The organism is Halomonas sp. PGE1 (assembly GCF_013000985.1).
GTDB lineage: Bacteria > Pseudomonadota > Gammaproteobacteria > Pseudomonadales > Halomonadaceae > Halomonas > Halomonas alkalicola.
The window spans coordinates 3,111,075-3,135,136 of record NZ_CP053032.1; the positions used below are offsets into that span (position 1 = coordinate 3,111,075).

The window sequence follows — 24,062 nt, forward strand, 5'->3', positions numbered from 1 at the left end:
CGTGCCGATCCCCCCCGAACACCGCGACCTCTACCGGGCCTTCCTCGACCAGGGCCTCGACACCTGGCTGGCCCGGCTGCCCGAGCAGCTCGCCGCCGGACTCGATCGGAAGCGCTACGGCGACCTGCCCGCCTGGGAGAAGGCGGTGGCCAAGCTGCCGGCGCTGCCCGACGAACGCGAGGTCAGGCTCGACGCCGATACCCTCGAGGTCGAACTCGCCCTCACCGACAGCCAGCGCCGCCAGGCCGAGAACCTGCTGAGAAAGCTGATGCCCTGGCGCAAGGGCCCCTTCTCGCTGGGAGGCATTCACATCGACACCGAGTGGCGCTCCGACTGGAAGTGGCAGCGCCTCGCCCCCTACCTGGCCCCGCTCGCCGGCAGGAAGGTGCTCGACGTCGGCGGCGGCAGCGGCTACCACGGCTGGCGCATGGCAGGTGCCGGCGCGGCCTTCGTGCTGGTGATCGACCCCTCCCCGCGCTTCTTCTGGCAGTTCCGGGCGGTGCGCCACTTCGTGGGCGACGCCGACGGCCATCGCACCCACTTCCTGCCGGTGGGCATCGAGGAGGTCCCCGAGGGGCTCGCCTTCTTCGATACGGTCTTCTCCATGGGGGTGCTCTACCACCGCCCCTCCCCTCTGGAGCACCTGCTGCAGCTCAAGGAGGCCCTGCGCCCCGGCGGCGAGCTGGTGCTGGAGACCCTGGTGGTGGAAGGCGACGAGACCACGGTGCTGCTGCCGGGCGAGCGCTACGCCGCCATGCCCAACGTCTACTTCCTGCCGTCATCCGCCGCGCTCTGCCAGTGGCTCGAGCGCTGCGGCTTTACCGACGTGCGGGTGGTGGATGAGGCGGTGACGACGACCGACGAGCAGCGCGCCACCGAGTGGATGACCTTCCAGTCGCTCGCCGACTTCCTCGACCCCGAGGACCCGACCCGGACCCGGGAGGGCTACCCCGCCCCGCGCCGCGCCGTGGTCATGGCCAATCGGCCCCGCTAGCGCCTGAGGATCACCAGCCAGCGCCCCAGGTTGAGGATGCTGGCCAGTGAGGCCGCCACATAGGTGAAGGCGCAGGCGGTCAGCACGTGGCGGGCGCCGGGCATGTCGTAGGGGGGGATATACTCCTTGAGCAGCGGCAGGGCCCGCTGGAAACTGGCGTCGAACTCCACCGGCAGGGTCACCAGATGCACCAGCGCCGCGGTGCCGAAGCTGATCACCGCCGCGGCCACCACGATGGCAAGGCCCCCCGGCAGGCGCGTCAGCAGGAACAGCAGCGGGGCCGCCATCATCAGTACCGCACCGAGCTTCTCGGCCTTCTGAGCCACCGCCACCAGCCGCGAGCGTGCGATCAGCGGCGCATAGCCCTGATGGTGCTGGATGGCATGACCCACCTCGTGGGCCGCCACCGTCACCGCGGTAAGTGAGCGCCCGCCGAAGACCTCCGGCGAGAGCCGCACCCGGCGCGCCTCGGGGTCGTAGTGGTCGCCCTGCTCGGTGAGCTCCACCTTGACCCCCTCGATGCCCAGCCGGCGCAGCAGGTGGTCGGCCAGCTCCGCTCCGGTGCCGGGATAGTCGTCGCGGCCACGGGCGTGGCGCTTGATGACCCACTGTGCCCAGAGGTTGGGCAGCAGGAAGATGGCCAGCAGCAGGGCAATGGCGAGAACGATCATCGAGGCGTGGCTCCGGGTCGCTATGCTGGATATAGCAGCTTGCTCGGGGCTGTTCCGTCGACAAGCCTGCGAGGAGGCGCCATGAACCCCTCCCTGGGGGCTACCTAGACCATCCCTGGTCCACGGATCTCCTCTTCGGCTTGTCCCCGGCGCCCCTCGTCAACGAACGCTGCGAGAGCATGGGGTTGGCTGTGATGCTTTGGACACAGCCTACCACCGTGGGTTTCCGACTGCCGAAATGCCACGGGCCCGACCGCCATGGCGATCGGGCCCGTATGCTGGACGTTACCCGCCCTCAGCGCTTCAACAGCTTGCGAATATCCTTCGCTTCCCAGTGGGGGAAGTACTTGCGTACCAGGGCGTTGAGCTCCAGCTCGAAGCCGGCCCAGTCCACCTCGGTGGCGCTCGGCGAGTCGCCGTCACTGGCCACCACGGCGCGGATCATGCCCGCCCCCAGGGTAACGTTGGTCAGCCGGTCGATGACGATGAAGCTGCCTGTGCCGGGGCTTATCGCGTAGTCGTCCAGCGCCACCTCGGCGGTGAGGCTGACCCGGCAGCGGGCGATGGCGTTGAGCTCGAGGCGTTCGGCGGCGTGGTGCGACAGGGTGTTGACGTCCACCTGGTGGAGGATCTCCTCCACCTGTCCCGCCACCGAGCGCCCGGCCAGGCGAATGTCGACCTGCCGGCCCGGCTCGAGGGGCTGCTCGTGCATCCACACGATGTCCGCCTCGAAGGCGTGGGAGCTGGTCACCTCGGCGTCCGCCGCCACGATCCAGTCGCCCCGGGAGATATCGATCTCGTCCGCCAGGGTCACAGTGATCGCCTGGCCCGGCCAGGCCACTTCCAGGTCGCCGTCCCAGGTCACGATGCGCTCGATGGTGGAGCGCTTGCCCGAGGGCAGCACCTTGATCGCCTGGCCCGGGCGCAGCACGCCCGCCTCCAGGGTGCCGGCGTAGCCGCGGAAGTCGAGGTTGGGGCGGTTGACGTACTGCACCGGCAGGCGCAGGTCGGTCAGGTTGCGATCGCGGCTGATCTCGACACTCTCCAGCAGCTCCAGCAGGGTCGGCCCGGGGCTTCCATCGACACGGTACCAGGAGAGCGCGTCGCTCCTGTTGACCACGTTGTCGCCCTTGAGCGCCGAGAGCGGCACGAAGCGGATGTCGCGGGCCTGGAGCCTGTCGGCGATGGCCTGGTACTCCTCGACGATCTCCTCGAAGCGCGCCTGGGAGTAGTCGACGAGGTCCATCTTGTTGACCGCCACCACCAGGTGCTGGATGCCCAGCAGGTCGGCGATGAAGCTGTGCCGACGGGTCTGGGTCTGCACGCCGTGGCGCGCATCGACCAGGATGATGGCCAGGCTCGCCGTGGAGGCCCCGGTGGCCATGTTGCGGGTGTACTGCTCGTGCCCCGGGGTGTCGGCGATGATGAACTTGCGCCGGTCGGTGGAGAAGAAGCGGTAGGCCACGTCGATGGTGATGCCCTGCTCCCGCTCGGACTGCAGGCCATCCACCAGCAGGGCGAGGTCGACCTCCTCGCCGGTGGTGCCCACCGTCTTCGAGTCCCGGGTCAGCGCCGCGAGCTGGTCGTCGAAGATCATCTTGGAGTCGTGGAGCAGCCGGCCGATCAGGGTCGACTTGCCGTCGTCGACGCTGCCACAGGTGATGAAGCGCAGCAGGTCCTTGTTCTCGTGCTCGTGCAGGTACTGCTCGATATTGTCGGCAATCAGATCAGACTGGTGGGCCATCAGAAGTACCCCTCACGTTTCTTCTTCTCCATGGAGCCGGCCTGGTCGTGGTCGATGGCGCGGCCGCTGCGCTCGGAGGTCCTGGTCAGCAGCATCTCCTGGATGATCTCGGGCAGGGTGGCGGCGGTGGACTCCACCGCACCGGTGAGCGGGTAGCAGCCCAGGGTGCGGAAGCGCACCGAACGCTCCTCGGGCACCTCGCCCTCGGCCAGCGGCAGGCGCTCGTCGTCGACCATCACCAGCATGCCGTCGCGCTCCACCACCGGACGGGGGGCGCTGAAGTAGAGGGGCACGATGGGAATGGATTCCAGGTAGATGTACTGCCAGATATCCAGCTCGGTCCAGTTGGAGAGCGGGAAGGCGCGGATCGACTCGCCCTTGTTGACCCGGGCGTTGTAGAGGTTCCACAGCTCCGGGCGCTGGTTCTTGGGGTCCCAGCGGTGGAACTTGTCGCGGAAGGAGAAGACGCGCTCCTTGGCGCGGCTCGCCTCCTCGTCGCGGCGCGCGCCGCCGAAGGCGGCGTCGAAGCCGTACTTGTCCAGCGCCTGCTTGAGCGCCGCGGTCTTCATCACGTCGGTGTAGCCGCTGGAGCCGTGGTCGAAGGGGTTGATGTTGGCCGCGCGCCCCTCCTCGTTGGTGTGCACTAGCAGCTCCATGCCCGCCTCGGCGGCCATGCGGTCGCGGAAGGCGATCATCTCGCGGAACTTCCAGGTGGTGTCCACGTGGAGCAGCGGGAAGGGCGGAGGGCCGGGATAGAAGGCCTTGCGCGCCAGGTGCAGCATCACCGAGGAGTCCTTGCCGATGGAGTAGAGCATCACCGGGTTGCGGAATTCGGCCGCCACCTCGCGCAGGATGTGGATCGACTCGGCCTCGAGCTGCTGCAGGTGGGTCAACCGCTGGGGCGACAGCGTCGGGGGGGGCGCTGCTCGCCTGGGCAGGAGACGCTTGGGTCGCGGCGTGAAGAGTGGTCATGGCCCGGCTACCTCGCATGACGGTGGGCATGGGAATCATGCCATCGAGGGTAACGCCGGACCATTATTACTCAAAAGAATTAATGGCGATCTTTTTATAGCCAATAATCAAAGATCGACCCGTTCTACCCAGGTCGCGAAGCCCTCCTCGCCCAGGTCCACCACCCGATAGCCGGGGCGCGAGGCCTCGTCGATGGCGAAGGTCTCGGCACCGGCCAGGAACTGGTCGGTGGTGGAGGGGCAGCCGAAGACCGCCACCTCGCCATCTTCCAGGCGCTGGTGGCTGGCGAAGGCCTGATGGATATGGCCGCAGAGGATGGCGCGCACCTGGCGGTAGGCGGAGAGGGTCTGCCAGAAGGCTTCGCGATCCTTGAGCCCGAGCGCGTCGATCCATGCCGATCCCACCGGCAGCGGCGGATGATGCATGGCCAGCAGGGTCGGCCGGTCGTCCTCCTCCAGTCGCGCGGCCAGCTCGGCCAGGCGCTCCGGCCCCAGCTCACCGTGAGCCTGGCCGCTGACCCGGGTGTCCAGCATCAGGATGCGCCAGGCGCCGATATCGAGCTCGTCGAGCAGCTCGCGGGTCTCGGCCATCAGCGCCGGGTCATCGTGGTTGCCGGCCAGCCAGAACCAGGGGGCGGCGAGCCGGCCCAGGATGCGTGCGGCCAGTTGGTAGGAGGCGGCAGTCTCATCGTTGCTGATATCGCCGGTCACCAGCACCATATCGGGGCGCTCGCGGTTGACCTCGGCCACCACGGCCTCCAGCTGGCGCAGCGGGAAGCCCGCCCGGGCGCGGGCGGCGGGGTCGGCGTGCAGGTGGCAGTCGCTGATCTGGACCAGTCGCATCATCGAAGGGGCTCTCGTCGGGCGCCGGTGAGCGCAGCGGGTTCAGGGAAGTGGCGTCAGGAGAGTTCGGGCAGGTCGCGCGAGTGGCCATGGGCCAGCCCATGCTCCAGCCACTCGCCGAGAAAGCGGTTGAGCTGCAGCTTCTCGTCGGGCTGATGCATGCGCGAGTTGGGGTAGCGGTAGCGGCCATCGAAGTGGCGCTGGCGCTGGAAGTCGGTGACCTCCGCCATGCGCACGTCGTGGTAGAGGTGAACGCGCATGCGCGGGGCCTCGATCAGCGAATCGAACACGCCGCGCTGGGTGACCCGCACGATGCTGGTGTAGGGGGCACGCTCCAGCAGCGTGAGGCTGAGCACGCCCAGCCAGCGCCCGTCGCTGGCCAGCTCGATCTCGCGGGTCTCGCCGACCTCGAGATCCCCAAGCAGGCGCACCAGGCGCAGGAAGTTGATGCTGCACTCCCCCTGCAGGCTCCTGAGATCGGTCACATAGGCACTTCGCCGCACAGCGTCTCTCCGCACACTCTCTCCCCGGTCTATCGTGTCGCTCGCAGTGAGGCCCGTTCGACGGCCAGCCACTGCAGGGCGATCAGGCACATGGCATTGTCGAGTCGCCCGGCCTGCAGGAGTTCCCAGGCCCTGGCAAACGGTAGCACATGCACGCGGATATCCTCGTGCTCCTCGTCGAGGCCATGCACGCCGCCCAGGCCCTCGCTGTCGACCAGGCCGCAGAAGAGGGTGACCCGCTCGTCGCAGGCGCCGGGGCTCGGGTAATAGGCATAGAGCTCGATCAGCTCGCCCACCCGGGCGCCCGCCTCCTCCACTGCCTCGCGCCGAGCCACCTCGGCGGGCGACTCGCCCTCCTCCACCAGGCCGGCCACCACCTCGAGCTTCCAGGGCGAGGCGGGATCCTCCAGGGCACCGGCGCGGAACTGCTCCACCAGCACCACGGCGTCGCGCGCCACGTCGTAGAGCAGCACGCCCACGGCGTCGTGGCGGCGATGCACCTCGCGGGTCATGGCGCCGCTCCAGCCCCCTTCGAAGAGGCGATGGCGCAGCTGAAGTGCCTCCAGGCGAAAGAAGCCCTGATGCAGGCAGCGGCGCTCCAGCAGTTCCACGTCGGCGCGAGTAAAGGGCGCCTCCGTGGCCAGGTCCGGGGTCCGTTGGGCGTCACTCATGGCGCTCTCCGCATGCACAAAGTGGCCATTATCGTGACCGGGGGCACCGATGCCAAGCTGCCCCCGCTCCTCGCGACGACTCAAAGCCGCTCGAAGAGCTCCCGGGCTTCCTCGCGCAGCGCCTCGTCGGAGGCAGTGCGGTCGGGGCGGGCTTCACCTTCCACGGCGCGGCGGGCGTGCTCCCGGGCCTCCTCAATGCGCCCCTCGTCCTCCAGAAAGGCGGCGTAGTAGAAGTTGACGTCGATGCCGCCGGGGCGAATGGAGAGCGCGCGCTGGAACATCCGCTCGGCGGTCTCGCTGTTGCCGAAGCCCACCGGGCGGCCCGGCGCGCGGTCGTAGAGGGCACCCAGGGTGACGTAGGCCGAGCCCGCGGCACCATCGGGGTCGAGCTCGACGGCGCGTTCCAGGGCATCCCGGGCGCTGCGCGCGCTGGAGAGCGCCCCCAGGCCGCTGCGCTCCCGGGCATAGGAGGCCTCGATGATTCCCTGCCACACCAGCGGCATGGCCTCGTCCGGATGGTCGGCCACCAGGCGCTCGGCCTGGCCGGCCAGCGACCTCAGGCCGCTGCTGCGCTGGCCCTCCGCCTGTTCGGTGATCAAGCGCTCCCAGTGGCTCTTCATGCCCTCCACCCGGGCCTCCCAGGCATGAGCCGCGGCCAGCGGCAGGGCGGCGAGGCCCAGGCTCAGACTCAAGCCCATGGCGGTATTCAGCAGGCGACGTCGAAACATGGCGAAACTCCTTTGCGGGGTGTTGTGGTTGTTGGGGGTCGCCCTGGCAATGTAACGAACGTTTGAATGATTCGCCAGCCGCCGCGTCTCCGCTTCTCCCTTGCCCTCCCCCCTTGGCCACCCCGGGCGCATGGCGTATGGTCCCGCCAGACGCAAGCGTGCGAGGAAGAGCATGAAAGGCCGCAACATGACCCGCTGGCGCGACCCCGCCAAGGACCCGCGCCAGGAACCCAAGAGCCACCTGATCACCGCCGAGGGCGCCGAGCGGCTGCGCGGCATCCTCGACCACCTCTCCCGGGTCAAGCGCCCGGCGCTCTCCGCCAAGGTGGGCGAGGCCGCCGCCCTGGGCGACCGTTCGGAGAATGCCGACTACACCTACAACAAGAAGGAGCTCAATCGGGTGATCGCCCGGATCCGCTACCTGACCAAGCGGCTCGACGAGCTGCAGGTGGTGGATCGCCTGCCGGCGGATACCGGCAAGGTCTATTTCGGCGCCTTCGTGACCCTGGAGGACGAGGACGGTGAGGAGATGGCGATCCGCATCGTCGGCCACGACGAGATCGACCCGGCCAAGCGCTGGATCAGCGTCGACTCCCCGCTGGCCAAGGCCCTGCTCGGCAAGCCGCTGGACGAGGAGGTGACGGTGGCCGCACCCGGCGGGGAGACCACCTACGTGATCACCGAGATCGACTATCGCGATCCGGGGAAGTGAGCGCGTCGCCTGATCAGCGACTGACGGCCCGGTAGACCCGGAAGCGGCGGTCGTCGGCGAGGATCTCGAAGCCGCCGAAGGCGCGTTCGAGCAGGTCCGGGTAAGGCAGGAAGGCGTTGGCCACCAAGAGCAGTTGTCCGCCGGGCTTGAGGTGCGCCAGCGCCTCAAGGATCAGCTGCGCTGCGGGACCGTAGTCGATGGCGCGCTCCTGGTGGAAGGGCGGGTTGCTGACGATGGCGTCGAAGGTGCGCCCCGCCAGCGCCGAGTAGACGTCGCTCTCCAGCGTCTCGCCAACCAGACCATTGGTTGCCAAGGTGCGCCGGGTCGCCTCCACCGCGAAGGCGTTGACGTCCACCGCCGTGACCGCCGCCCCGCGGCGGGCCAGCCAGGCGGCCAGGATGCCGTCGCCGCAGCCCATGTCTAAGACATCGCCCAAGACATCGCCCAGGACATCGCCCGGCCCATCGCCCACCGGCAGCACGGCAGGCAGCGTCTCCAGCAGCAGCCGGGTGCCGTCGTCCAGCTTGCCGTGGCCGAAGACCCCGGGGTGGCTGGCCAGGAGCAGGCGCTCGGCGTCCGGCTCGACCTCGAAGGCGGTCCAGGCGGCATCCGGGTCGATCGCCACCCGGCCGAGGCGAGTCTCGAACAGCGAACAGCGCCGGGCGCTGTCGAGTTTGCGGCAGCCGAGCCCCAGCGCGGCCAGCACCTTGAGCACCCGCTTGATGCCTCCCTGATTCTCACCCACCAGCTGCAGCGGCGTGCCCTCGGGCAGGGTGGCGCAGAGCCACAGCAGCCACCACTCCCCCAGGGCATGGCTCTTGGGCCAGAACAGCACCGCGCCCTGCACCTCCCTCTGCCCCTCCCCCTGCGGCGCTTCCTCGGCGCTGCCCGGCAGAGAATCAAACGGAGAGTACGCAGGACGCCCGGCGGCCTGCCACGCCTGGCGCACCGCAAGATCGGCGCTGATCGCCAGGCCCTGCCCTCCTTCCAGCCAGGGGTCCCGAGGCGGGGCCACCCACCACCAGCCGCGATAGTCCGTCTCCTGGCGGGCCAGTAGCTGGCAGGTGGGGGGCAGGGCTTGGGGGGTATCGGCATTCATGTCCCGGGCTCCTCGGCGGGCGGGGTTGGGGAATCGGGGCGCACCAGGGTGTAGAGCAGATAGCGCCCCAGGCGCCAGTGGGGGTCGACCCGGCAGTAGCGACGCTCCAGCGCCAGCAGCGCCTCACGGTCGGCGTCGTTCTGCGGCGGGTGGCGCAGGTAGTCGTTGAAGATGCGGATGCCGGCCACGCCGCGGATCTCAAGCCCGCACTCGGCGCTCCAGGCCTCGACCTGGGCGTGGGTGAGCGGCGAGATCGGCGTCAGGCGCAGGCGCTCGCCCTTGCCTTCCAGGCGATCGGCCAGGGCCTTCTCCAGGTTGCCCTTCACCACATTGGAGAAGCGCAGGGCATCGCGGTTGAAGGCCATCAGCGAGAGCTGCCCGCCCGGTGCCAGCAGGCCCGCCAGGGTCGCCAGGGCGGCGCGCGGGTCGGCCAGCCACTCCAGCACCGCGTGGCAGGCGATCAGCGACCAGGGGCCGGGGGCCACCTCGGGCAGCGTCTGCAGCGGCGCCTGGATGAAGGTCACCGGCTGGCCAGACAGGGATTCCCGGGCCCGGGCCAGCATCTCGGCGGCGGGCTCGGCCAGGGTCACGTCATGCCCGCGCTCGGCGAACCAGCCGGCCAGCTGCCCCAGGCCACCGCCCACGTCGAGCATCGGCTGGTCGTGCAGCGCCAGCATCTCCGGCAGCAGCTGGTCGAGCAGGGCCAGGCGCAGCTCACCCCGCACGCCGCCGTAGAGGCTGGCGGCGAACTTCTCGGCCAGGCCGTCGAAGTGGCGGTCGCCCTGGGCGGAGAGCGGCGAGACGGTGGGGCCAGATGGCCTGGTGTGAGAGGGCTGGGACATGCAGAAGGCTCCGGCGGTGTCGCCGGGCATTCTACCTGAACTTAGCCGCCTGGCGGTCGCGGCAGGTGGCGGGCCCAATCCACCTCCGCCTCCAGCTGGGCGGCCAGCGCCAGCAGACGCTTCTCGTCGCCCATGGGGCCGATCACCTGGACGCCCACCGGCAGCCCCTCGGGGGTGACGTGCAGCGGCAGCGACATGGCCGGCTGGCCGGTCAGGTTGGCCAGCTGGGTATAGGGGGTCATGCGCAGCGAGTCGGCGGCCAGGCGCTTGAGCATGCCGGCCTTCATCGCCAGCCGGGAGGTCCCGGGAATGGCCAGCAGCACCATCAGCCGTTCCCGGGCGGGCGTCGGGTAGAGCGCGCCGCGGTGGGGGGCCGGCGTGGCGGCCACCGGCATCAGCAGTGCATCGAAGCGACGGTGGAAGACGGCCATGTCGCGGGCCGCCCGGTTCCAGTAGCGCTTGGCCGCCTCGTAGTCCCGGGCCGGCAGGCAGCGCCCCAGGCGCCCGATGGCCCGGGTGGCGGGCTCGATGGCCAGGCGCGATACCGCCACCTCGGTCTGCTCACTGATCCAGGCCAGATCCGCCGCCAGGTGGCCCAGGTAGAGGGTGAGGTAGCTGTCGGCGAGGGCCTCCCCGTCCAGGTCGGGCTCGGCCCACTCGACATGGTGGCCGAGTCCCTCCAGGCGCGCCGCGGCCCTCTCCACGGCCAGGCGCACCTCCGGGTCGAGGCGGGCGCCCAGCGGCGCCCCCAGGGGCTCGCCCAGCGACACCGCCACCCGCAGCGGCCCGGGCGGACGTGAGAGCGCATCGAGAAAGCCCTCCTCTCGGGGCAGCGGCCAGGGGCTGCCCTCGTCCATGCCGTTGATGGCGTCGAGCAGCGCGGCGCTGTCGCGCACGCTGCGGGTCAGGGCGTGCTCCACCACCGCGCCCTGCCACACCTCGCCGAACATGGGGCCCAGCGGCACCCGCCCGCGGGAGGGCTTGAGGCCGAACAGGCCACAGTGGCTGGCCGGGATGCGGATCGAGCCGCCGCCGTCGCCGGCCAGGGCCAGGGGCACCAGGCCGCCGGCCACCGCCGCGGCCGCCCCGCCGCTGGAGCCCCCCGGCGAGTGTGCCGGCGCCCAGGGGTTGACCGGATGGGGGAAGGCGCGGGGCTCGGTGATGCCCATCAGCCCCAGCTCCGGGGTGGCGGTCTGGCCGAGGATCGAGAAGCCGGCCTGGCGCAGCCGCGTCACCAGGCTCGAGTCCTCGGGGGCGCGCCACTCGGCCATGGCGGCGCTGCCGAAGGCGAGCGGCTCGCCACCGATGGCCATCAGCAGGTCCTTGGTGAGGGTGGGCACCCCGGCGAAGGGCGCGGAGGGATCGACGCGCAGGCCCTCCTCGCGGGCCTGCTCGAAGCGGGTGCGCACGACCGCCCCGAGGGCGGGGTTGCCTGCCTCGATGGCCGCGCAGGCCGCGGCAAACACCTCGCCGGCGCTCACCTCGCCGGCGCGGATCAGCGCCGCCAGCCCCAGGGCGTCATGGGCCTGATAGTCGCGAACGTCCATGATCTGCCTCCCTCTGAGTGACCAGAGCCTCAGACTACTCAACATTGGCAATGATGGAAGCCACATCTCGAGGCTGACCCGGCGACAGGCCTTAGAGGGGGCGCTATGAATACGTCCTTGTACGCTACTTCGGCCATCCCTGGTCCTCAGACCCCCTCTTCGACCTGCCTCCGGCGCCTCTCACCCTGGCAGCTTCGACAACCCTGCTCCTGATGCTACACCGCAGATTCCAAGGCCCGCCGCCGGGCCAGGCGCTCGCGGCCGTGCTCCAGCCAGGAGAGCAGCGCCGGGGTGACCAGCAGCACCAGAAACGTGGAGCCACCGAGGCCGAAGGCGATGGAGGTGGCCATGGGGATCAGGAACTGCGCCTGCAGCGAGGTCTCGAAGAGCAGCGGCAGCAGGCCACCGATGGTGGTCAGGGAGGTGAGCAGCACCGCCCGCACCCGCTGCACCACCGCCTCGTTGAGCGCCTCGTCGATGGCCAGCCCGCGCTCGCGCTGCTCGCGGTAGAAGCTCACCAGGATGATGGCGTTGTTGACCACGATCCCGGAGAGCCCGAACAGGCCGAACAGCGAGAGGATGGTCAGGTCGATGCCCAGCGCCCAGTGGCCCAGCAGCGCCCCTACCAGGGAGAAGGGGATGATGGCCATCACGATCAGCGGCAGGCTCCAGGAGGCGAATACCCAGGTCAGCACCCCGTACATCAGGCCGAGGCCCACCAGCAGGCCCATGCGCATGTCGGCCAGGGTCTCGCGCTGGTCGGCGGCGCGGCCCTCGAAGCTGTAGTGCAGGTGGTGCTCCCGGGCCAGGGCCGGCAGGAGCTGTGCCGAGAGGCTCTCCAGCACCTGCTCCGCGGAGGTCACGGAGGTATCGAGCTCGGCGGTCACCTCCACCGCCAGCTGGCCGTCGGCGTGGCGCAACGCCTCGAAGCCCTGGCGATGGTCGAGCTCCATCACCTGGGTCAGCGGCACCTGGCGGCCGTCCGGCAGGCTCACCGCCAGCCCGGCGAGGGTGGCGAGCCGCTCGCGCTGCTCGCGGGGCAGCTGGACGCGCACCTCGATCTCGTCGGCGCCGGCCTGGTGGATCTGCACCACCCGGCCATCGAAGGCGGTACGCAGCTGGCGACCCAGTTCGGCGGTGGTCAGCCCCAGCGCCTCGCCGAAGGCGTTGACGCGGTAGATCAGCTGCTCGCGGCCCCAGGGCATGTCGTCCTCGGTGTCGATCACCCCGGAGAGGCCCGCCATGGCCTGGGCCAGGGTATCGGCGGCCAGGCGCAGCGCGAGGGCATCCTCGCCGGTCAGGCGCACGTTGACATCACGCCCCGGCGGACCGGCGGCGCGCTCGTTGATATTGAGGGCATCGAGGCCGGCAGGCTCGCGGATGCGCTCACGCCAGGCGCGGATGAAGGCGGCATTGCGCACCTCGCGGTGGTCCGGCGAGACCAGCTCGATCATCAGCGAGCCCACCTCGTCGGCGCTGCGCCCGGGGGAGCCCCCCTCCAGGGTGGTGCCATAGCGCGACACCGCCACCCGGACCAGGCCGCCGCCCAGGGCCTGGTCGGTCTCCTCCAGGGTCGCCTGGAGGTGGTCGACGAACGCCGCCACCCGGGCGCGGTCGGTGCCGGCCACGAAGCTGGCATTGGCATAGACCACGCTGGACTCCGGGGCCGGGAAGAAGTTGAAGCCGAGCCGTCCGCCGGCCAGCAGCCCCGCGGTGACCAGGGTCACCGCCAGGGCGCCGGCCACCGTAGCGCCGCGATGGCGCAGGGTCAGCGCCGAGAAGCGCCGGAAGGGGCCCTCGCGGAAGGCCTCGAAGCGCGCCTCGAAACGCTCGCGCAGCCGGGCGATGCCGCGGGGGCGGCGCGCCTCCCCCTTGCCGGGCAGGAAGGCGTTGCGCAGGTGGGCGGGCAGCACCACGAAGCACTCCAGCAGCGAGGCGATCAGCACGCAGATCATGATCACCGGGATGTCGCCGAGGATGTTGCCGATCACCCCGCCCACCATCAAGAGCGGCATGAAGGCCGCCACCGTGGTCAGTGAGGAGGCCACCACCGGCCACAGCATGCGCCGCGCCGCCCCCGCCGAGGCGTGCCTCGGCGCCTCGCCCAGGCGGTGATGGGCGTCGGCGTCCTCGCCCACCACGATGGCGTCGTCGACGATAACCCCCAGCGCCATGATCAGCGCGAAGAGCGACATCATGTTGATGGAGCCACCGATGCCCCAGAACACCCCTAGTCGGGTAGACCGGGCGATTGCTCGTCCCGGCCCCCCTCAGATCCGGGCGTGCGCAATTAACGCACCCGGCTCCTCAATCATCAGGTTCGCTGAAGGACTCAGCATTGCTGCACAATCCTCACCGGAGTTAGTGGCAGGGCATCCAGTAGCTTGCAGGCTTTGTCCCACGGGATATGGCCCTTCTGTGAGCGGCGACTCAGCCACTTCACCCAGATCCACGACACTCGGAACCGGAATGTCTGTAGGGCTCTCATGTTGCCACGAATACCGTAGTAGGCTGCATGCCCCTGCACTTTCCTGCATAGCTCCCGATGTTGGTCACGCAGTGGACGGTGTCGGTTATGGCGACACCAATGTGCGATCCGTTTGAGCCCGCGACTGAACCTGTCCTTCGCCGTCTTCCGCTGAATAATCAAGCTGCCCCGGCGTGACTTCCCCCAGTAGTGGGTGAAACCCAGGAAGTCGAAGGTCTCGGCGCGTTGCCCCGGGCGCGGCCGGAACCGCACCAGCCGGGTCTTGGTGGGGTGCAGGGTCAGCCCGTAGCGCGCGAAGCGCTTGGGCAGTACCTCTAACACCTTGCGGGCGTCGGCTTCGTTGCTGAAGGCGAGCACGGCATCATCGGCGAAACGCACCTCGAACGCCTGACTTTTCAGTCGTGGCTTAACATCTTGTTCGAACCACTCGTCCAGCACGTAGTGGAGGTAAACGTTCGCCAATAAAGGGGAAATCACGCCCCCTTGCGGACTGCCTAGCTCACCCTTCTGCCACTGCCCGGCCTCCAGTACCCCGGCCTTGAGCCACTTGCCGATCAGGCGCAGGATCACACCGTCCTTCACTCGTTGCTGCAGAAACGCTCGCAGGTGCCGGTGGTCGATCGTGTCGAAGAAGGCCTTGATGTCCAGGTCGATGACCCAACCACCGCCCATCCTCGACAATTCATCCCATACCGTCTTGATCGCCTGGTGCGCCGAGCGCCTTGGCCGGAAGCCATATGAGCACTCCAGGAAGTCATGCTCGTAGAGAGGCTCCAGCAGGGCGACCACGGCACGCTGCAGGACCTTGTCTTCGAAGGTGGGGACGCCGATCGGTCGTGTGGCACGCCCGTCTCCCTTGGGGATATGGACACGCCGCACCGGCGGCGCCCGGTAGCGACCGCTCTTGGCCGCTTCCAGCAGGCGCTGGATGTTGGCCTCGAAGTCACGCGCGAAGTCGTCCGCCGTCTGGCCATCGATCCCGACGGCACCGTCACGGCGCGTCATCAGGTAGGCCGTCTTTAGCCACTGGGCGTCGATATGGTGCGCCAGTGACGTGAAGGCACGCTGCGGGAAGCGCTCTGCCAGCGCTGCTATCCGCACTTGTTTCGTGGACATGACCTCAGGTTCCTGTGTACCTGTCATGTGTCCCTCGTGCAGTTCTGATGATTGATTGCCCCTTCCCTCCAGCGGGTCCCGTCGAGTAGGTTCCCCGCCTTCTTCGGTACTATGGGCAACTCCGACTCCCGCCCTTCCGTCCGACTGGCTCCTTGTGATCGCCTGGCCGTACCCCCTGAGTGCCTGTGGTTCGCTTCCGGTACCGTCAGGCACGACAGCACCGAACCGGGAGCTTTCGGGACAGGTGGCTCCTGCACCTGATTTTTCACCTTTCGGGGGAGAAAGGCGGGCCTCCCAGGTTCCTGGGAAACCCCTGTGTGAGCATGCCCTGCTCTCTGACACCGGTGGCTCCTTTCCGCCAAGCCATTTCAGCGGGTCGGTGTTGCCTTCCACGTCGGGCAGAATGTCGGCAGCCACGATTCCAACATTTCGGTGCTCTATCACACGGCCTGCTCACTCACTGTCTACGCTTCACAGCGCCGGTTGCCCGATGCTGCGCAAGACTCGCTACCGGCTGGCGGCTACCCTTGGCCGGGTGGGACTTGCACCCACTGGGTTTCAATTCGCTGTTTAGGCCACGCCTCCCTGTGTGGCTCCCCCAGCGACCAGGCTTTGCCTGGCGCACGCCCGAATATTGCACCAGGCATGAAAAAAGCGGCTGAAAATCGGTTATAATTCAAGAGCCTAACCAAGAATTAGCCGACACAGCCGCCATGACAAAAGGTTCATCGCATTTTGCCGGGAAACGCGGCACGGATCTTCAGGAAGAAGTATTCCGTGTCGCGGTACCCATAGGCCATCCGTTTGATGACCTTGATCCGGTTGTTCATGCCCTCCAGCACGCTGGTGTTTAGCCGGTGGCGAGCACTGGACACGATGCCATCCAGGTAAGGCTCCAGCTTCTTGGTGAAACGCACCAAGGCGTCGATGCCGCTGCTCAACGCCATGCCGGCCCACTCTCGCCAGCCATGGCGGGCGGTTGCCTCGTCATCGGCAAACCACAGCGTCTTAAGCTGGTCCTTGAGCAGGTAGACCTTGGTCAGTGAGGCATTGGCAGCCAGCAGCTCCTCCAGCTTCACCGCCTGCTCAGGCTTGAGATTGTCCTGATTGCGCAGTAACAGCCAGCGGCTGCCTTTGATCACCTTGCGGGCCGCCTTATCATCGCGCAGCTGGTTGGCCTGATCGACACGCACCCGGTCCATCACTTCACGCCCGTACTTGGCCACGACATGGAAGCGGTCGTAGACCACCTCGGCGTTGGGGCACTGGTCCTTCACTTCGAGATCGAAAGACGCGTTCATGTCCATGGCGACGGCCTCGATCTGCTGTCGCGCATCACCCAACCATTCGAAGAACGGGCGGATCGCCTCCCGGGAGCGACCTTCGCCGATCCACACCACCTGCTGGGTGTCGGCACACGCAATCACCGTGGCGTAGCGGTGCCCCTTGTGGAGGGCGAACTCGTCCATCATCAGGCGACGTAGCCGTGTCGGGTCCGGAGCCGGCAGGTCACGCTGAAGGCGCTGCTTATCGATGGTCTTGACGGTATGCCAGTGCAGGCCGACCAAGTCGGCGACATGCCGGATCGGCAACAACTCGACCAGACGCTCCACCCACTGGCGCAGCGTAGTGGTCACCGGTGAACGACCCGGCAACCAGTCAATGCGCTCGCGTGTCGGGCCGCAGACGGGGCAGCGCAGGCGACGTACCGGCACCTCCAGCTCCACCCGGTAGGTCAGCAACGGCGCCTCTCGGACGCGACGGTGATGCACGTCATGGACGAGAAAGCAGGCATGGTCACAGCCGCTGCAGACCGGCGGGACTCGGTCATCAGGCGCCAACTGGAGCCGTAGTGTTTGCTCATCCAGGAATTCGTGATGGGCGACGGTGAAACCTTTCCAGAACAGGCAGAGCGGGGTAGCATCCATGGCAACGGCGGTATCCGTAGGCTGGGGTTTGTGGTGAACATCAGCTTACTCGGATTTACCGCCGTTTCTCTATCCCGCCTCTGCCTAAGGTTGCTTCGCTTTCACGCCAGTCTGCGAAGAACCTGACAAAATGTACCACGCCCACCGCCACCTTTCCACGCTGCAAAGGCCGTCAGATCACCGCCAGCTTCGATGGCGGCGAGGTCACCTCTGACGGTGGCATCCTGCTGCTGCGGCAGCTCGACCGCGAGATGGGCCTGACCCGCGCTATCGCTCGCCGGCTGAGTGATGACCGCGATCCTCAACGCTGCCTGCATCGCACCGAAACCCTGGTTCGGCAGCGCGTGTTTGGCCTGGCGCTGGGCTACGAGGATCTCAACGACCACCAGGCGCTGCGTCACGACATCGCCCTGCAGACCGCCGTCGATACCGACGGCGTGCTGGCCAGCCAGTCCACGCTGTGTCGCTTCGAGCAGCAAGCCGATCGGGACTGGGCGGTCACCATCCACGAGGAAATGATCGAGCAGTTCATCCGCTCGTTCCGGCGGCCACCCAAGAAGCCGCTCTACCTCGACTTCGATGCCACCGACGACCGGGTGCACGGCCAGCAGCTCGGGCGGCACTTCAACGGCTACTACAACCACTACATCTTTCTGCCGCTGTTCGTGTTCTGTGGCGATCAGCTGCTGGTCAGCTACCTTCGCCCGGCCTACCGAGATGCCGCCCACCACGCCGGCGCCATTCTTGCCCTGCTGGTTCGGCGGCTGCGCCAGGCGTGGCCTGAGGTAAAGGTCGTATTCCGCGGCGACAGCGGCTTCTGCCGCCCGCTGATCCTCAGTTGGTGCGAGCGCCACGGTGTCGACTACATCGTCGGCCTCGCCGGCAACCCGCGGCTGGCCAAGCTAGCCCTGGATATCGACTACGAGTCAGCTATCCGCTTCGAGAAGACCCGTGAGAAGCAGCGAGTCTTCGGCTTCATCGAGTACGCCGCCAAGAGCTGGAAGAAGCGCCGACGAAAGGTGGTCGTCAAATCCGAGACCAGTTGGCGTGGCTTCAACACCCGCTACGTGGTGACCAACCTGCGCGGCTGCAGCGCAGAGTGGCTCTACGACCACCGCTACTGCGCCCGAGGCGAGATGGAGAACCGCATCAAGGAGCAGCAGCTCCTGTTCTCAGACCGCACCAGCTGCCACCAATGGTGGCCCAATCAGTACCGACTGCTGCTCTCGGGGCTGGCCTACCTGCTCCTGGAGCGGCTGCGTCGGATTTACCTTAAGCGCACCGCCTTCGCCCAAGCCCAGGTCAATACCATCCGCCTGAAGCTGCTGAAGATCGGCGCCGTCATCACTCGCAACACACGGACCATTCGGCTGATGTTGAACAGCCAGTATCCGGAGCAGGACCTCTTCCTGATGTTGGCCAGCAAGCTGGTGCCGGGATAGCGTCGCGGCGTGCTGTCCCCGGCACAGAAAAGACATGGGGGTGGGGGGAGGTGCGCCCTGAGCACAGGAACTTGATCAAAAAACAGCCAAACTCCACCCCAGATCCCTTTTATCCCCACCGAGCCTGGCATCTGAGGACTTCTGACTGACCCGGTGCAACATCCGGGCTAGGGCCGCCATGAAGGCGGTGGGAATGCCGATGGCCACCCACAGCGCCACCCGCGCCGGCAGAAAGAAATAGAGCAGGATCACCACCAGCAAAAGGCCGCTGGCGCCGTTGAGCAGCAGCAGCGAGATGCGGTCGTCGATCAGCTGCCAGGACTCGTCGTAGACCTCGAGTTCGACGCTAGGCGGCAGGGTCGGCCGGGTCTCCTCCACCCAGCCCGCCAGTACCCGGGCGGCGGCCAGGGAGTTGCCCGACTCGGCGCGCTGCAGCACCAGCTCCGCCGCCGGGCGCCCGCGGTAGGCGAGCTCCACCTGCCCATCCCTTGGTTCCTGCCGAATGGTGGCGATGTCGCCCAGGCGCAGCTGCACCCGATCGCCGCTGAGGATCGGCAGATCCTCGAAGCCGAGCGCGTCGCGACGCTGCTGCAGCGAACGCAGCTCCCGGGCACTGTCGCGCTGGCCCAGCAGCCCCGCCGGCAGGTCCCGGGACATCCCCTCCACCCGGCCGGCAATGTCACCCAGCGAGAGCCCCATGCCCTGCAGCCGCTCCACCGGCACCTCGATGCTGATCTGCTGGGCCGGTAGCCCGGTGATCTCCACCCGGTCGATGCCGGCCAGCAGCAGCTCATCCTCGAAGCGCTGGGCCATCTGGCGCAGCTCGTGGGGCGCCAGGTCGCCATGCACCAGCAGCCGGGCCACCGGCTCGTAGCGGGCCAGCCGCGACACCTCCGGCGTCTCGGCGTCCGCCGGCAGGTTGGTGAAGCTGTCCACCTGCTGGCGCACGTCATCCAGGGCCAGCACCGGGTCGGTGCCCTCCCGGAACTCCAGGGTGATGTTGGCGATGCCCTGGGCCGAGGTGGAGGTCATGCGCTTGAGGCCGTCGAGGCTGCGCAGGCGCTGCTCCAGAGGGTTGGTGATGCCCTGCTCGATATCCTCGGCGGAGGCCCCGGACCACACCACCCGCACGCTGACCACGTCCAGGGCGAAGGTGGGGAAGAACTGGATGTTCATGCGCGCGATGCCGAGCGCCCCGCCGAGCAGCATCACCAGCATCACCAGGTTGGCCGCCACCCGATGGTGGACGAAGAAGCCGATCAGGCCGCCGCGCCGCCTCACTGGCCGGCCTCCTCGACGGCCGGGGCCTCGGCCACCTCGACCCTGAGCCCCTGCATGGCGTTGGGCAGGTGAGTGGCGATCACCCGGTCCCCCGCGGCCAGGCCCGGCGCACGCACCAGCAGCCAGCGCTCGCCGTCGGGCCCGATCGTCTCGCCCAGGCGCTCGACCCGCGCTCGCTCGAGGCGGGCGTCATCATCGATGCGGTAGAGCAGGTCGCTGCCGTGCAGGGCGGCGAAGGGCACCGCCAGGGTGTCCGCCAGCGCCGGGCGCTCCAGCAACACCGCCACCAGCGCCCCGGGGCGCAGCCCGGCGGCCGGCCCGTCCAGCGCCAGGATCGCCTCGGTGCCGGCGGGGTCGCTCTCGCCGGCCAGGCCCGACAGCACGAAGCGCTGGCCACCCTCCTCGGCGGTGGCATGCAGCGGCTCGCCACGCTCGAGGCTAGCCGCCAGCTCGGCCTGGAAGCGGCTCGGCACCCGGGCTCGCAGCTCCAGCCCCTCACCCGGGTAAAGCGAGAGCAGCGGCGCCCGGGCCGCCACCTGGTCGCCCGGGGCCACCTGCACGCCGGTCACCACGCCATCGAAGGGCGCCAGCACCCGGCCGCGCTCCCGGTCCCGCCCGGCCGTCTCCAGGGTGGCCCGGGCGCGGGCCAGCCGCGCCTCCAGGCTGGCCAGGCGCGAGGGGTGCTCGGCCACGGCGCTCTCCCGGGTAGTCACACTGAGCCGGGCCCGGGCCACCGCGTCGCGGGCGGCATCGAGGTCGGCCTGGGAGGCCAGGTTGCGCTCCACCAGCGAGCGGTTGCGCTCCAGCTGGCGATTGGCGCTGGCCAGTATCTCCTGCTCCCTGGCCAGGGCCTGGCGATCATTCGCATGGCGCAGGCGCTCGTTCTCCGCCTGGGCCTCCAGGTCGGCCACCTCTGCCTCGGCCTGACGCAGCGGCGGCAGCAGGTCGGCGTCGTCCAGGGCCACCAGCAGCGCCCCCTCCGCCACCCGCTGGCCATCGCGCACCGGGCGCTCGGCCACCCGGGCGGCGATGGGCGCCGCCAGGCTGACCCGCTCCGGCGCCACCAGCTCGCCGAACAGCTGCAGCACCGGTACGTGCTCGGCGTGGGCCACCGTCAGCGCCTCGACGCGCCAGCTGCGCTCCTGGGGGACGGCCGGCGGCGGCTCGGGGCGGGTCAGGCGCAGGGCCATGAAACCGGCGATGCCGAGGGCGAGGATCAGCAGGGGAAGCAGACGCTTGAGCATGGGGAGGTCCGAGCCGGGGTGATTAGCGAGGACTACTATACGCCGCCCACGGCGGGCAACGAACGGCCAAGGCCAACGCTGCGGCAAGGTAACGCAGCTGCCCTGGCCAACCCGGGCGGTTTCACTCGCCGCCGACTTTCCCTATAATGCGCAGCGCTTCGCCCCCATAGCTCAGCTGGATAGAGCGTCCCCCTCCTAAGGGGAAGGTCTCAGGTTCGAATCCTGATGGGGGCGCCAAAAACAGCAACGAAAACAGCCACTTAGCCCACATCGGCGGTGGCTGTTTTTCTTTTCGGGGTGTCACTGACTGGCCGTGTCACTGATATGTCACTGTCGGATTTTTTTCCTGCCAGCGGTGCCTCCATCGTCCAGCGTCTACCCGCGTCCAGGGCTTCCAGCATCAGTGCGGCCACCCTCTCAGCATCAGCGTCCAGCGGTCGGCACAGGTTGGCCAGCAGCTCCCGGCTACCTGTCAGATCGTCCAGGGCTTCAGTGTGCGCGGTGCGTATCCCGCGTGCGGCGCTCCGGCAATCGCTGTAGTAGCAGCGCAGCGCGGCAAGCCAAATATCAGCGCAGCCCATCGCAAGCTCGGCCAGCTCCACGGCGGTCGTGGGCGGTGTGTCGGCGGTGTCTGTCATCTGATTGGCTCCAGCGTGTTGAAGGTGCCGCCCGCGATGGCATGGAGGCGGAGAGTGACCATCCAGCGGCTGTCGGGGTTGCTTGTGCCGTGCGTGACTCACCGACTAAAACGCACCCGCTCAAGGCGGGAAGAAACAGATGGGGTGCATTGCTGTGGTCTGGGGGCACCCCGTAACCCAGTGCCGTCTTTGCTCGACTGGGGGAGACGGCCTAGACCCCATGCCCACCAAGGCGGTGGCTCTACAACTCTTTGTCGGCCAGTTGCGCCAGCTTCACCGAACGGCTGGCGCTGTCGCTGAACGGCTGTCCCAGACGCTGGGCGATGTAGCGGGCACGGCTGATACCGTGCAGGCGCTCGGCCTCTTCCGCCTCTTGGTTCAACTGCTCGGGGCTGATACCCGGCATGGGCGCTATCTTCTTCATCGGATCACCTCCAGGGCACCGGACTGAACGGCGTTGCGGAATCCGTCATGTTGCAGCATCTCGGCCAGCTCCCGGCGCTCCACGGGGTGGGCGCGTCCCGGCGCGAACTGACGGCCTTTGATACCGAACTGACGCTGTGACGTGTTGTGCAGCTTCACGTAGCTCTGAGCCTTGTACGGGGGTGACGCCAGCAGCTCGACACCTTCCCGCATCCGTCCCAGCCGCTTCAGCTCATAGCTGGCGCTGGCGAAGTCCAGGGCGGCGGTGTCGTGGTCTTGCTTGATCTTGGCCAGCGTGTCGGGGCTTACCCAATCCACCATGCGGGACAGGTCATCAACGCTCATGGCGTCGTGCCAGTCCTCGTCAACCTGCATCAGTCCAGCGGGCACCTCGCCACGGATCAGCGCCAGCAGCGCCAGGGTAATAGCGGCGGCTTGATCGTCACTGACGCGGTTCTCCCGGCGCAGCGTCATCAGCATACGGGGCAGGTAGTTGACCTCCCCCACGCGATGGGCGGGGAGCATGGCGGCGAACTGTTGAATCACGGCGGCGTCAGGGTTCGACTTGACGGCCTCCAGGGCGGCCAGCAAGCGCTCCCGCACGTTGCCGCGATCCATCCGGCTCAGGGCATCGGTTCGCTTGGCTTCAGCGGCGCGGGTTGCCTCTTCAATCAGGGGGCGCAACGTCTCGACGGATTCAGTTGCGGCGGTGTTGACGGTCGGCATGGTGGTTTCTCCGGTTGGTGGTTACAGCAGTGCGCCGTAGTCGATGAAATTGGACTTGCGCGAGTTGGCCAGCAGCCCCGCCACCACGTTGGCGCGGTCGTCGTGGCCGCCTGGGGGATGGTCGATGCTGTCTTGCCCGCCGCGTGACGTGCGGCGCTCCAGGGCGGCAAGCTGCGTCAGCAACTTGTCACAAGGGGGAATCTGCACCTGTCCGCTGTTGAAGGCGGAAAGCGCATCCATGTACATCTGTGATTTCGGCTTGGCCGATTGCTCGACGGTGATGCCGTGCTTCTTGAACTCGTCCACTGGCCACTGCCCGGCATAGCGGTCACTGGTGGCGCGGGAAATGCGGTAGTCCTTCAGCAGCGCGGCGTATTCCTCCACGATGCTTGCAGGCGTGCCACGGCGGCCCCGCACCACGTCCACCACGGTGCAGCCATCTTCAACGTGGCCGATACCCACGGTGAACTCGTCCTTCCCGCCGCCCGCTGGATCGACAAAGCCGAAATAGCGTTGCCGTTGCATGGGCGGCAGCTCCAGCGGCGACGGGCGGGCGGCAGCGTCCACCACGTCACGGGTCAGGAAGTCGGACACGTCATCGCGGAACTGTCCCAGCCATTCGGACTTTGCCCCGGCTGGGTCTTCCTCCAGCGCCTCCTCGATCACACGGGCGTCAATGGTCGGGTTGAATTGCTGCGTTCCGCCTTGGATCACCAGCACGTCAGAATCTTGGCCGAAATGGCGCTTGTGCTTGTTGTACAGCAGCCCCTTTCGAGCGTATGGGGAACTGATACCGATCAGCAGTCCGCCCGTTGTGGCCAGCCCTGGGACAATCGCCCGGTACAGCTCCACGTCAGGCGTGGCGCTCGCCTCGTCACGGTAGAAAGCGCACTCGTCCAGAATCGACGCCAGCAGGGTACGGCCCCGCACCGCCTTGAATGAGTTGGTGGCTACCTCAATCGTCACGCGGTTGTTCAGGTCGATGAACTCGGCACCCTTCTTTGTCACCATGCGGGACAGCAGCGGGCTTGCCTCGATGATCCCGGCGACATAGCCGAAAGCCACCTTGGCTTGTTCACGGTCAACGGCAATGATGTTCACCACGCCACGCTCGCCAGGCTTCAGCTTGTTCAGCAGTCCATCCAGCTCAGCCCCCACGGTGGCCAGGTACACGGCAACGGCGGCGCTGGTGTTGCTCTTTGCACTGCGGCGGCCTGCTACCACCCATAGCTCCCTGACGCGGCGGGTAGGCGCTGGGCGGCCACCTGCAAGGCGGTCGAACGTGGCCAGGCGCTTGCTATTCATCGGCAAGCCAAAGGCACCGGATAGAACGGCCTTCCACGGCTCCCAGCTATCGCCCTCGAAGCTCCCCGGCGTCAGTTGCGGCGACTCGATGAAGTCAACGATGTTCACTGTGCCGCCCCCTTGTGGCTGTAACCGGTCATTCCAAG

General features: G+C 68.0%; 22 protein-coding genes and 1 tRNA gene. 4 read left to right on the top strand and 19 right to left on the bottom strand.

Annotation, left to right across the window (positions count from 1 at the left end):
• Position 1: 1 nt before the first annotated feature.
• Positions 2–994, top strand: a complete 993-nt coding sequence (gene cmoB / locus HIR79_RS14670) for a tRNA 5-methoxyuridine(34)/uridine 5-oxyacetic acid(34) synthase CmoB (RefSeq protein ID WP_169958902.1) — start codon at positions 2–4, stop codon at positions 992–994.
• Here cmoB and HIR79_RS14675 read toward each other — a convergent pair.
• From HIR79_RS14675 to HIR79_RS14705, 7 genes are all read right to left on the bottom strand, one after another.
• Positions 991–1,665: a zinc metallopeptidase gene (locus HIR79_RS14675; RefSeq protein WP_169958903.1), complete on the bottom strand. Its 675-nt coding sequence runs from the start codon at positions 1,663–1,665 to the stop codon at positions 991–993. The two genes, cmoB and HIR79_RS14675, sit on opposite strands and share 4 nt — an antisense overlap.
• A 295-nt stretch (positions 1,666–1,960) precedes the next feature.
• Entirely contained in the window at positions 1,961–3,409 is a 1,449-nt protein-coding gene (gene cysN, locus HIR79_RS14680; RefSeq protein WP_169958904.1) for a sulfate adenylyltransferase subunit CysN, read from the bottom strand.
• The gene (cysD, locus tag HIR79_RS14685) at positions 3,409–4,317 is read right to left on the bottom strand and encodes a sulfate adenylyltransferase subunit CysD (RefSeq protein ID WP_502708678.1); all 909 of its coding nucleotides are present in this window, start codon (positions 4,315–4,317) and stop codon (positions 3,409–3,411) included. The genes cysN and cysD overlap by 1 nt, the downstream gene beginning before the upstream one ends.
• Before the next feature lie 171 nt (positions 4,318–4,488).
• Positions 4,489–5,223, bottom strand: coding sequence for a phosphodiesterase (locus HIR79_RS14690; protein ID WP_119023621.1), 735 nt, complete (start codon positions 5,221–5,223; stop codon positions 4,489–4,491).
• A 56-nt stretch (positions 5,224–5,279) separates the two neighbouring features.
• On the bottom strand, positions 5,280–5,726 hold the full coding sequence (locus HIR79_RS14695; RefSeq protein WP_169958906.1) for a DUF1249 domain-containing protein: 447 nt from the start codon (positions 5,724–5,726) through the stop codon (positions 5,280–5,282).
• 29 nt (positions 5,727–5,755) lie between these two features.
• The gene (locus HIR79_RS14700; protein WP_169958907.1) at positions 5,756–6,397 is read right to left on the bottom strand and encodes an NUDIX domain-containing protein; all 642 of its coding nucleotides are present in this window, start codon (positions 6,395–6,397) and stop codon (positions 5,756–5,758) included.
• An 80-nt stretch (positions 6,398–6,477) separates the two neighbouring features.
• Positions 6,478–7,125: a hypothetical protein gene (locus tag HIR79_RS14705; RefSeq protein ID WP_169958908.1), complete on the bottom strand. Its 648-nt coding sequence runs from the start codon at positions 7,123–7,125 to the stop codon at positions 6,478–6,480.
• 172 nt (positions 7,126–7,297) lie between these two features.
• Between HIR79_RS14705 and greB the strand changes: the two genes are divergently transcribed.
• Entirely contained in the window at positions 7,298–7,837 is a 540-nt protein-coding gene (gene greB, locus HIR79_RS14710) for a transcription elongation factor GreB (protein ID WP_169958909.1), read from the top strand.
• Positions 7,838–7,850: 13 nt separating this feature from the next.
• Here greB and HIR79_RS14715 read toward each other — a convergent pair whose 3' ends face one another.
• The 6 genes from HIR79_RS14715 to HIR79_RS14740 form a co-directional block, all read right to left on the bottom strand.
• Entirely contained in the window at positions 7,851–8,936 is a 1,086-nt protein-coding gene (locus tag HIR79_RS14715) for a methyltransferase (RefSeq protein ID WP_169958910.1), read from the bottom strand.
• Positions 8,933–9,778 carry a methyltransferase domain-containing protein gene (locus HIR79_RS14720; protein ID WP_169958911.1) on the bottom strand — a complete coding sequence of 282 codons (846 nt, stop codon included), beginning with the start codon at positions 9,776–9,778 and terminating at the stop codon, positions 8,933–8,935. The genes HIR79_RS14715 and HIR79_RS14720 overlap by 4 nt, the downstream gene beginning before the upstream one ends.
• 41 nt (positions 9,779–9,819) lie before the next feature.
• The gene (locus HIR79_RS14725; RefSeq protein ID WP_169958912.1) at positions 9,820–11,325 is read right to left on the bottom strand and encodes an amidase; all 1,506 of its coding nucleotides are present in this window, start codon (positions 11,323–11,325) and stop codon (positions 9,820–9,822) included.
• Between the two features lie 215 nt (positions 11,326–11,540).
• Positions 11,541–13,553 carry an efflux RND transporter permease subunit gene (locus HIR79_RS14730; RefSeq protein WP_249322169.1) on the bottom strand — a complete coding sequence of 671 codons (2,013 nt, stop codon included), beginning with the start codon at positions 13,551–13,553 and terminating at the stop codon, positions 11,541–11,543.
• Between the two features lie 104 nt (positions 13,554–13,657).
• Entirely contained in the window at positions 13,658–14,929 is a 1,272-nt protein-coding gene (ltrA, locus tag HIR79_RS14735) for a group II intron reverse transcriptase/maturase (protein WP_211620819.1), read from the bottom strand.
• Positions 14,930–15,654: 725 nt separating this feature from the next.
• Complete coding sequence (locus HIR79_RS14740) at positions 15,655–16,857, bottom strand: ISL3 family transposase (RefSeq protein ID WP_211620706.1); 1,203 nt, start codon at positions 16,855–16,857, stop codon at positions 15,655–15,657.
• Positions 16,858–16,979: 122 nt separating this feature from the next.
• On the opposite strand from HIR79_RS14740, the gene HIR79_RS14745 reads away from it, so the two are divergent.
• Positions 16,980–18,299: an IS1380 family transposase gene (locus tag HIR79_RS14745; protein WP_169959611.1), complete on the top strand. Its 1,320-nt coding sequence runs from the start codon at positions 16,980–16,982 to the stop codon at positions 18,297–18,299.
• A gap of 75 nt (positions 18,300–18,374) precedes the next feature.
• Here the strand turns inward: HIR79_RS14745 and HIR79_RS14750 are convergent, their stop codons facing one another.
• A complete protein-coding gene (locus HIR79_RS14750) occupies positions 18,375–19,580 on the bottom strand; it encodes an efflux RND transporter permease subunit (RefSeq protein WP_249322170.1) in 1,206 nt (401 codons plus the stop codon).
• Positions 19,577–20,824, bottom strand: coding sequence for an efflux RND transporter periplasmic adaptor subunit (locus HIR79_RS14755; RefSeq protein ID WP_169958913.1), 1,248 nt, complete (start codon positions 20,822–20,824; stop codon positions 19,577–19,579). The genes HIR79_RS14750 and HIR79_RS14755 overlap by 4 nt, the downstream gene beginning before the upstream one ends.
• Before the next feature lie 160 nt (positions 20,825–20,984).
• Here HIR79_RS14755 and HIR79_RS14760 point away from each other — a divergent pair.
• Positions 20,985–21,061: transfer RNA gene (locus HIR79_RS14760), tRNA-Arg, on the top strand.
• Between the two features lie 23 nt (positions 21,062–21,084).
• Here the strand turns inward: HIR79_RS14760 and HIR79_RS14765 are convergent.
• The 4 genes from HIR79_RS14765 to HIR79_RS14780 form a co-directional block, all read right to left on the bottom strand.
• Positions 21,085–21,462 carry a hypothetical protein gene (locus HIR79_RS14765; RefSeq protein WP_169958914.1) on the bottom strand — a complete coding sequence of 126 codons (378 nt, stop codon included), beginning with the start codon at positions 21,460–21,462 and terminating at the stop codon, positions 21,085–21,087.
• A 241-nt stretch (positions 21,463–21,703) separates the two neighbouring features.
• Complete coding sequence (locus HIR79_RS14770) at positions 21,704–21,886, bottom strand: hypothetical protein (protein ID WP_169958915.1); 183 nt, start codon at positions 21,884–21,886, stop codon at positions 21,704–21,706.
• Positions 21,883–22,611, bottom strand: a complete 729-nt coding sequence (locus HIR79_RS14775; protein ID WP_169958916.1) for a hypothetical protein — start codon at positions 22,609–22,611, stop codon at positions 21,883–21,885. The genes HIR79_RS14770 and HIR79_RS14775 overlap by 4 nt, the downstream gene beginning before the upstream one ends.
• A gap of 21 nt (positions 22,612–22,632) precedes the next feature.
• Positions 22,633–24,024, bottom strand: a complete 1,392-nt coding sequence (locus HIR79_RS14780) for a terminase large subunit domain-containing protein (RefSeq protein WP_169958917.1) — start codon at positions 24,022–24,024, stop codon at positions 22,633–22,635.
• Between the last annotated feature and the right edge of the window lie 38 nt (positions 24,025–24,062).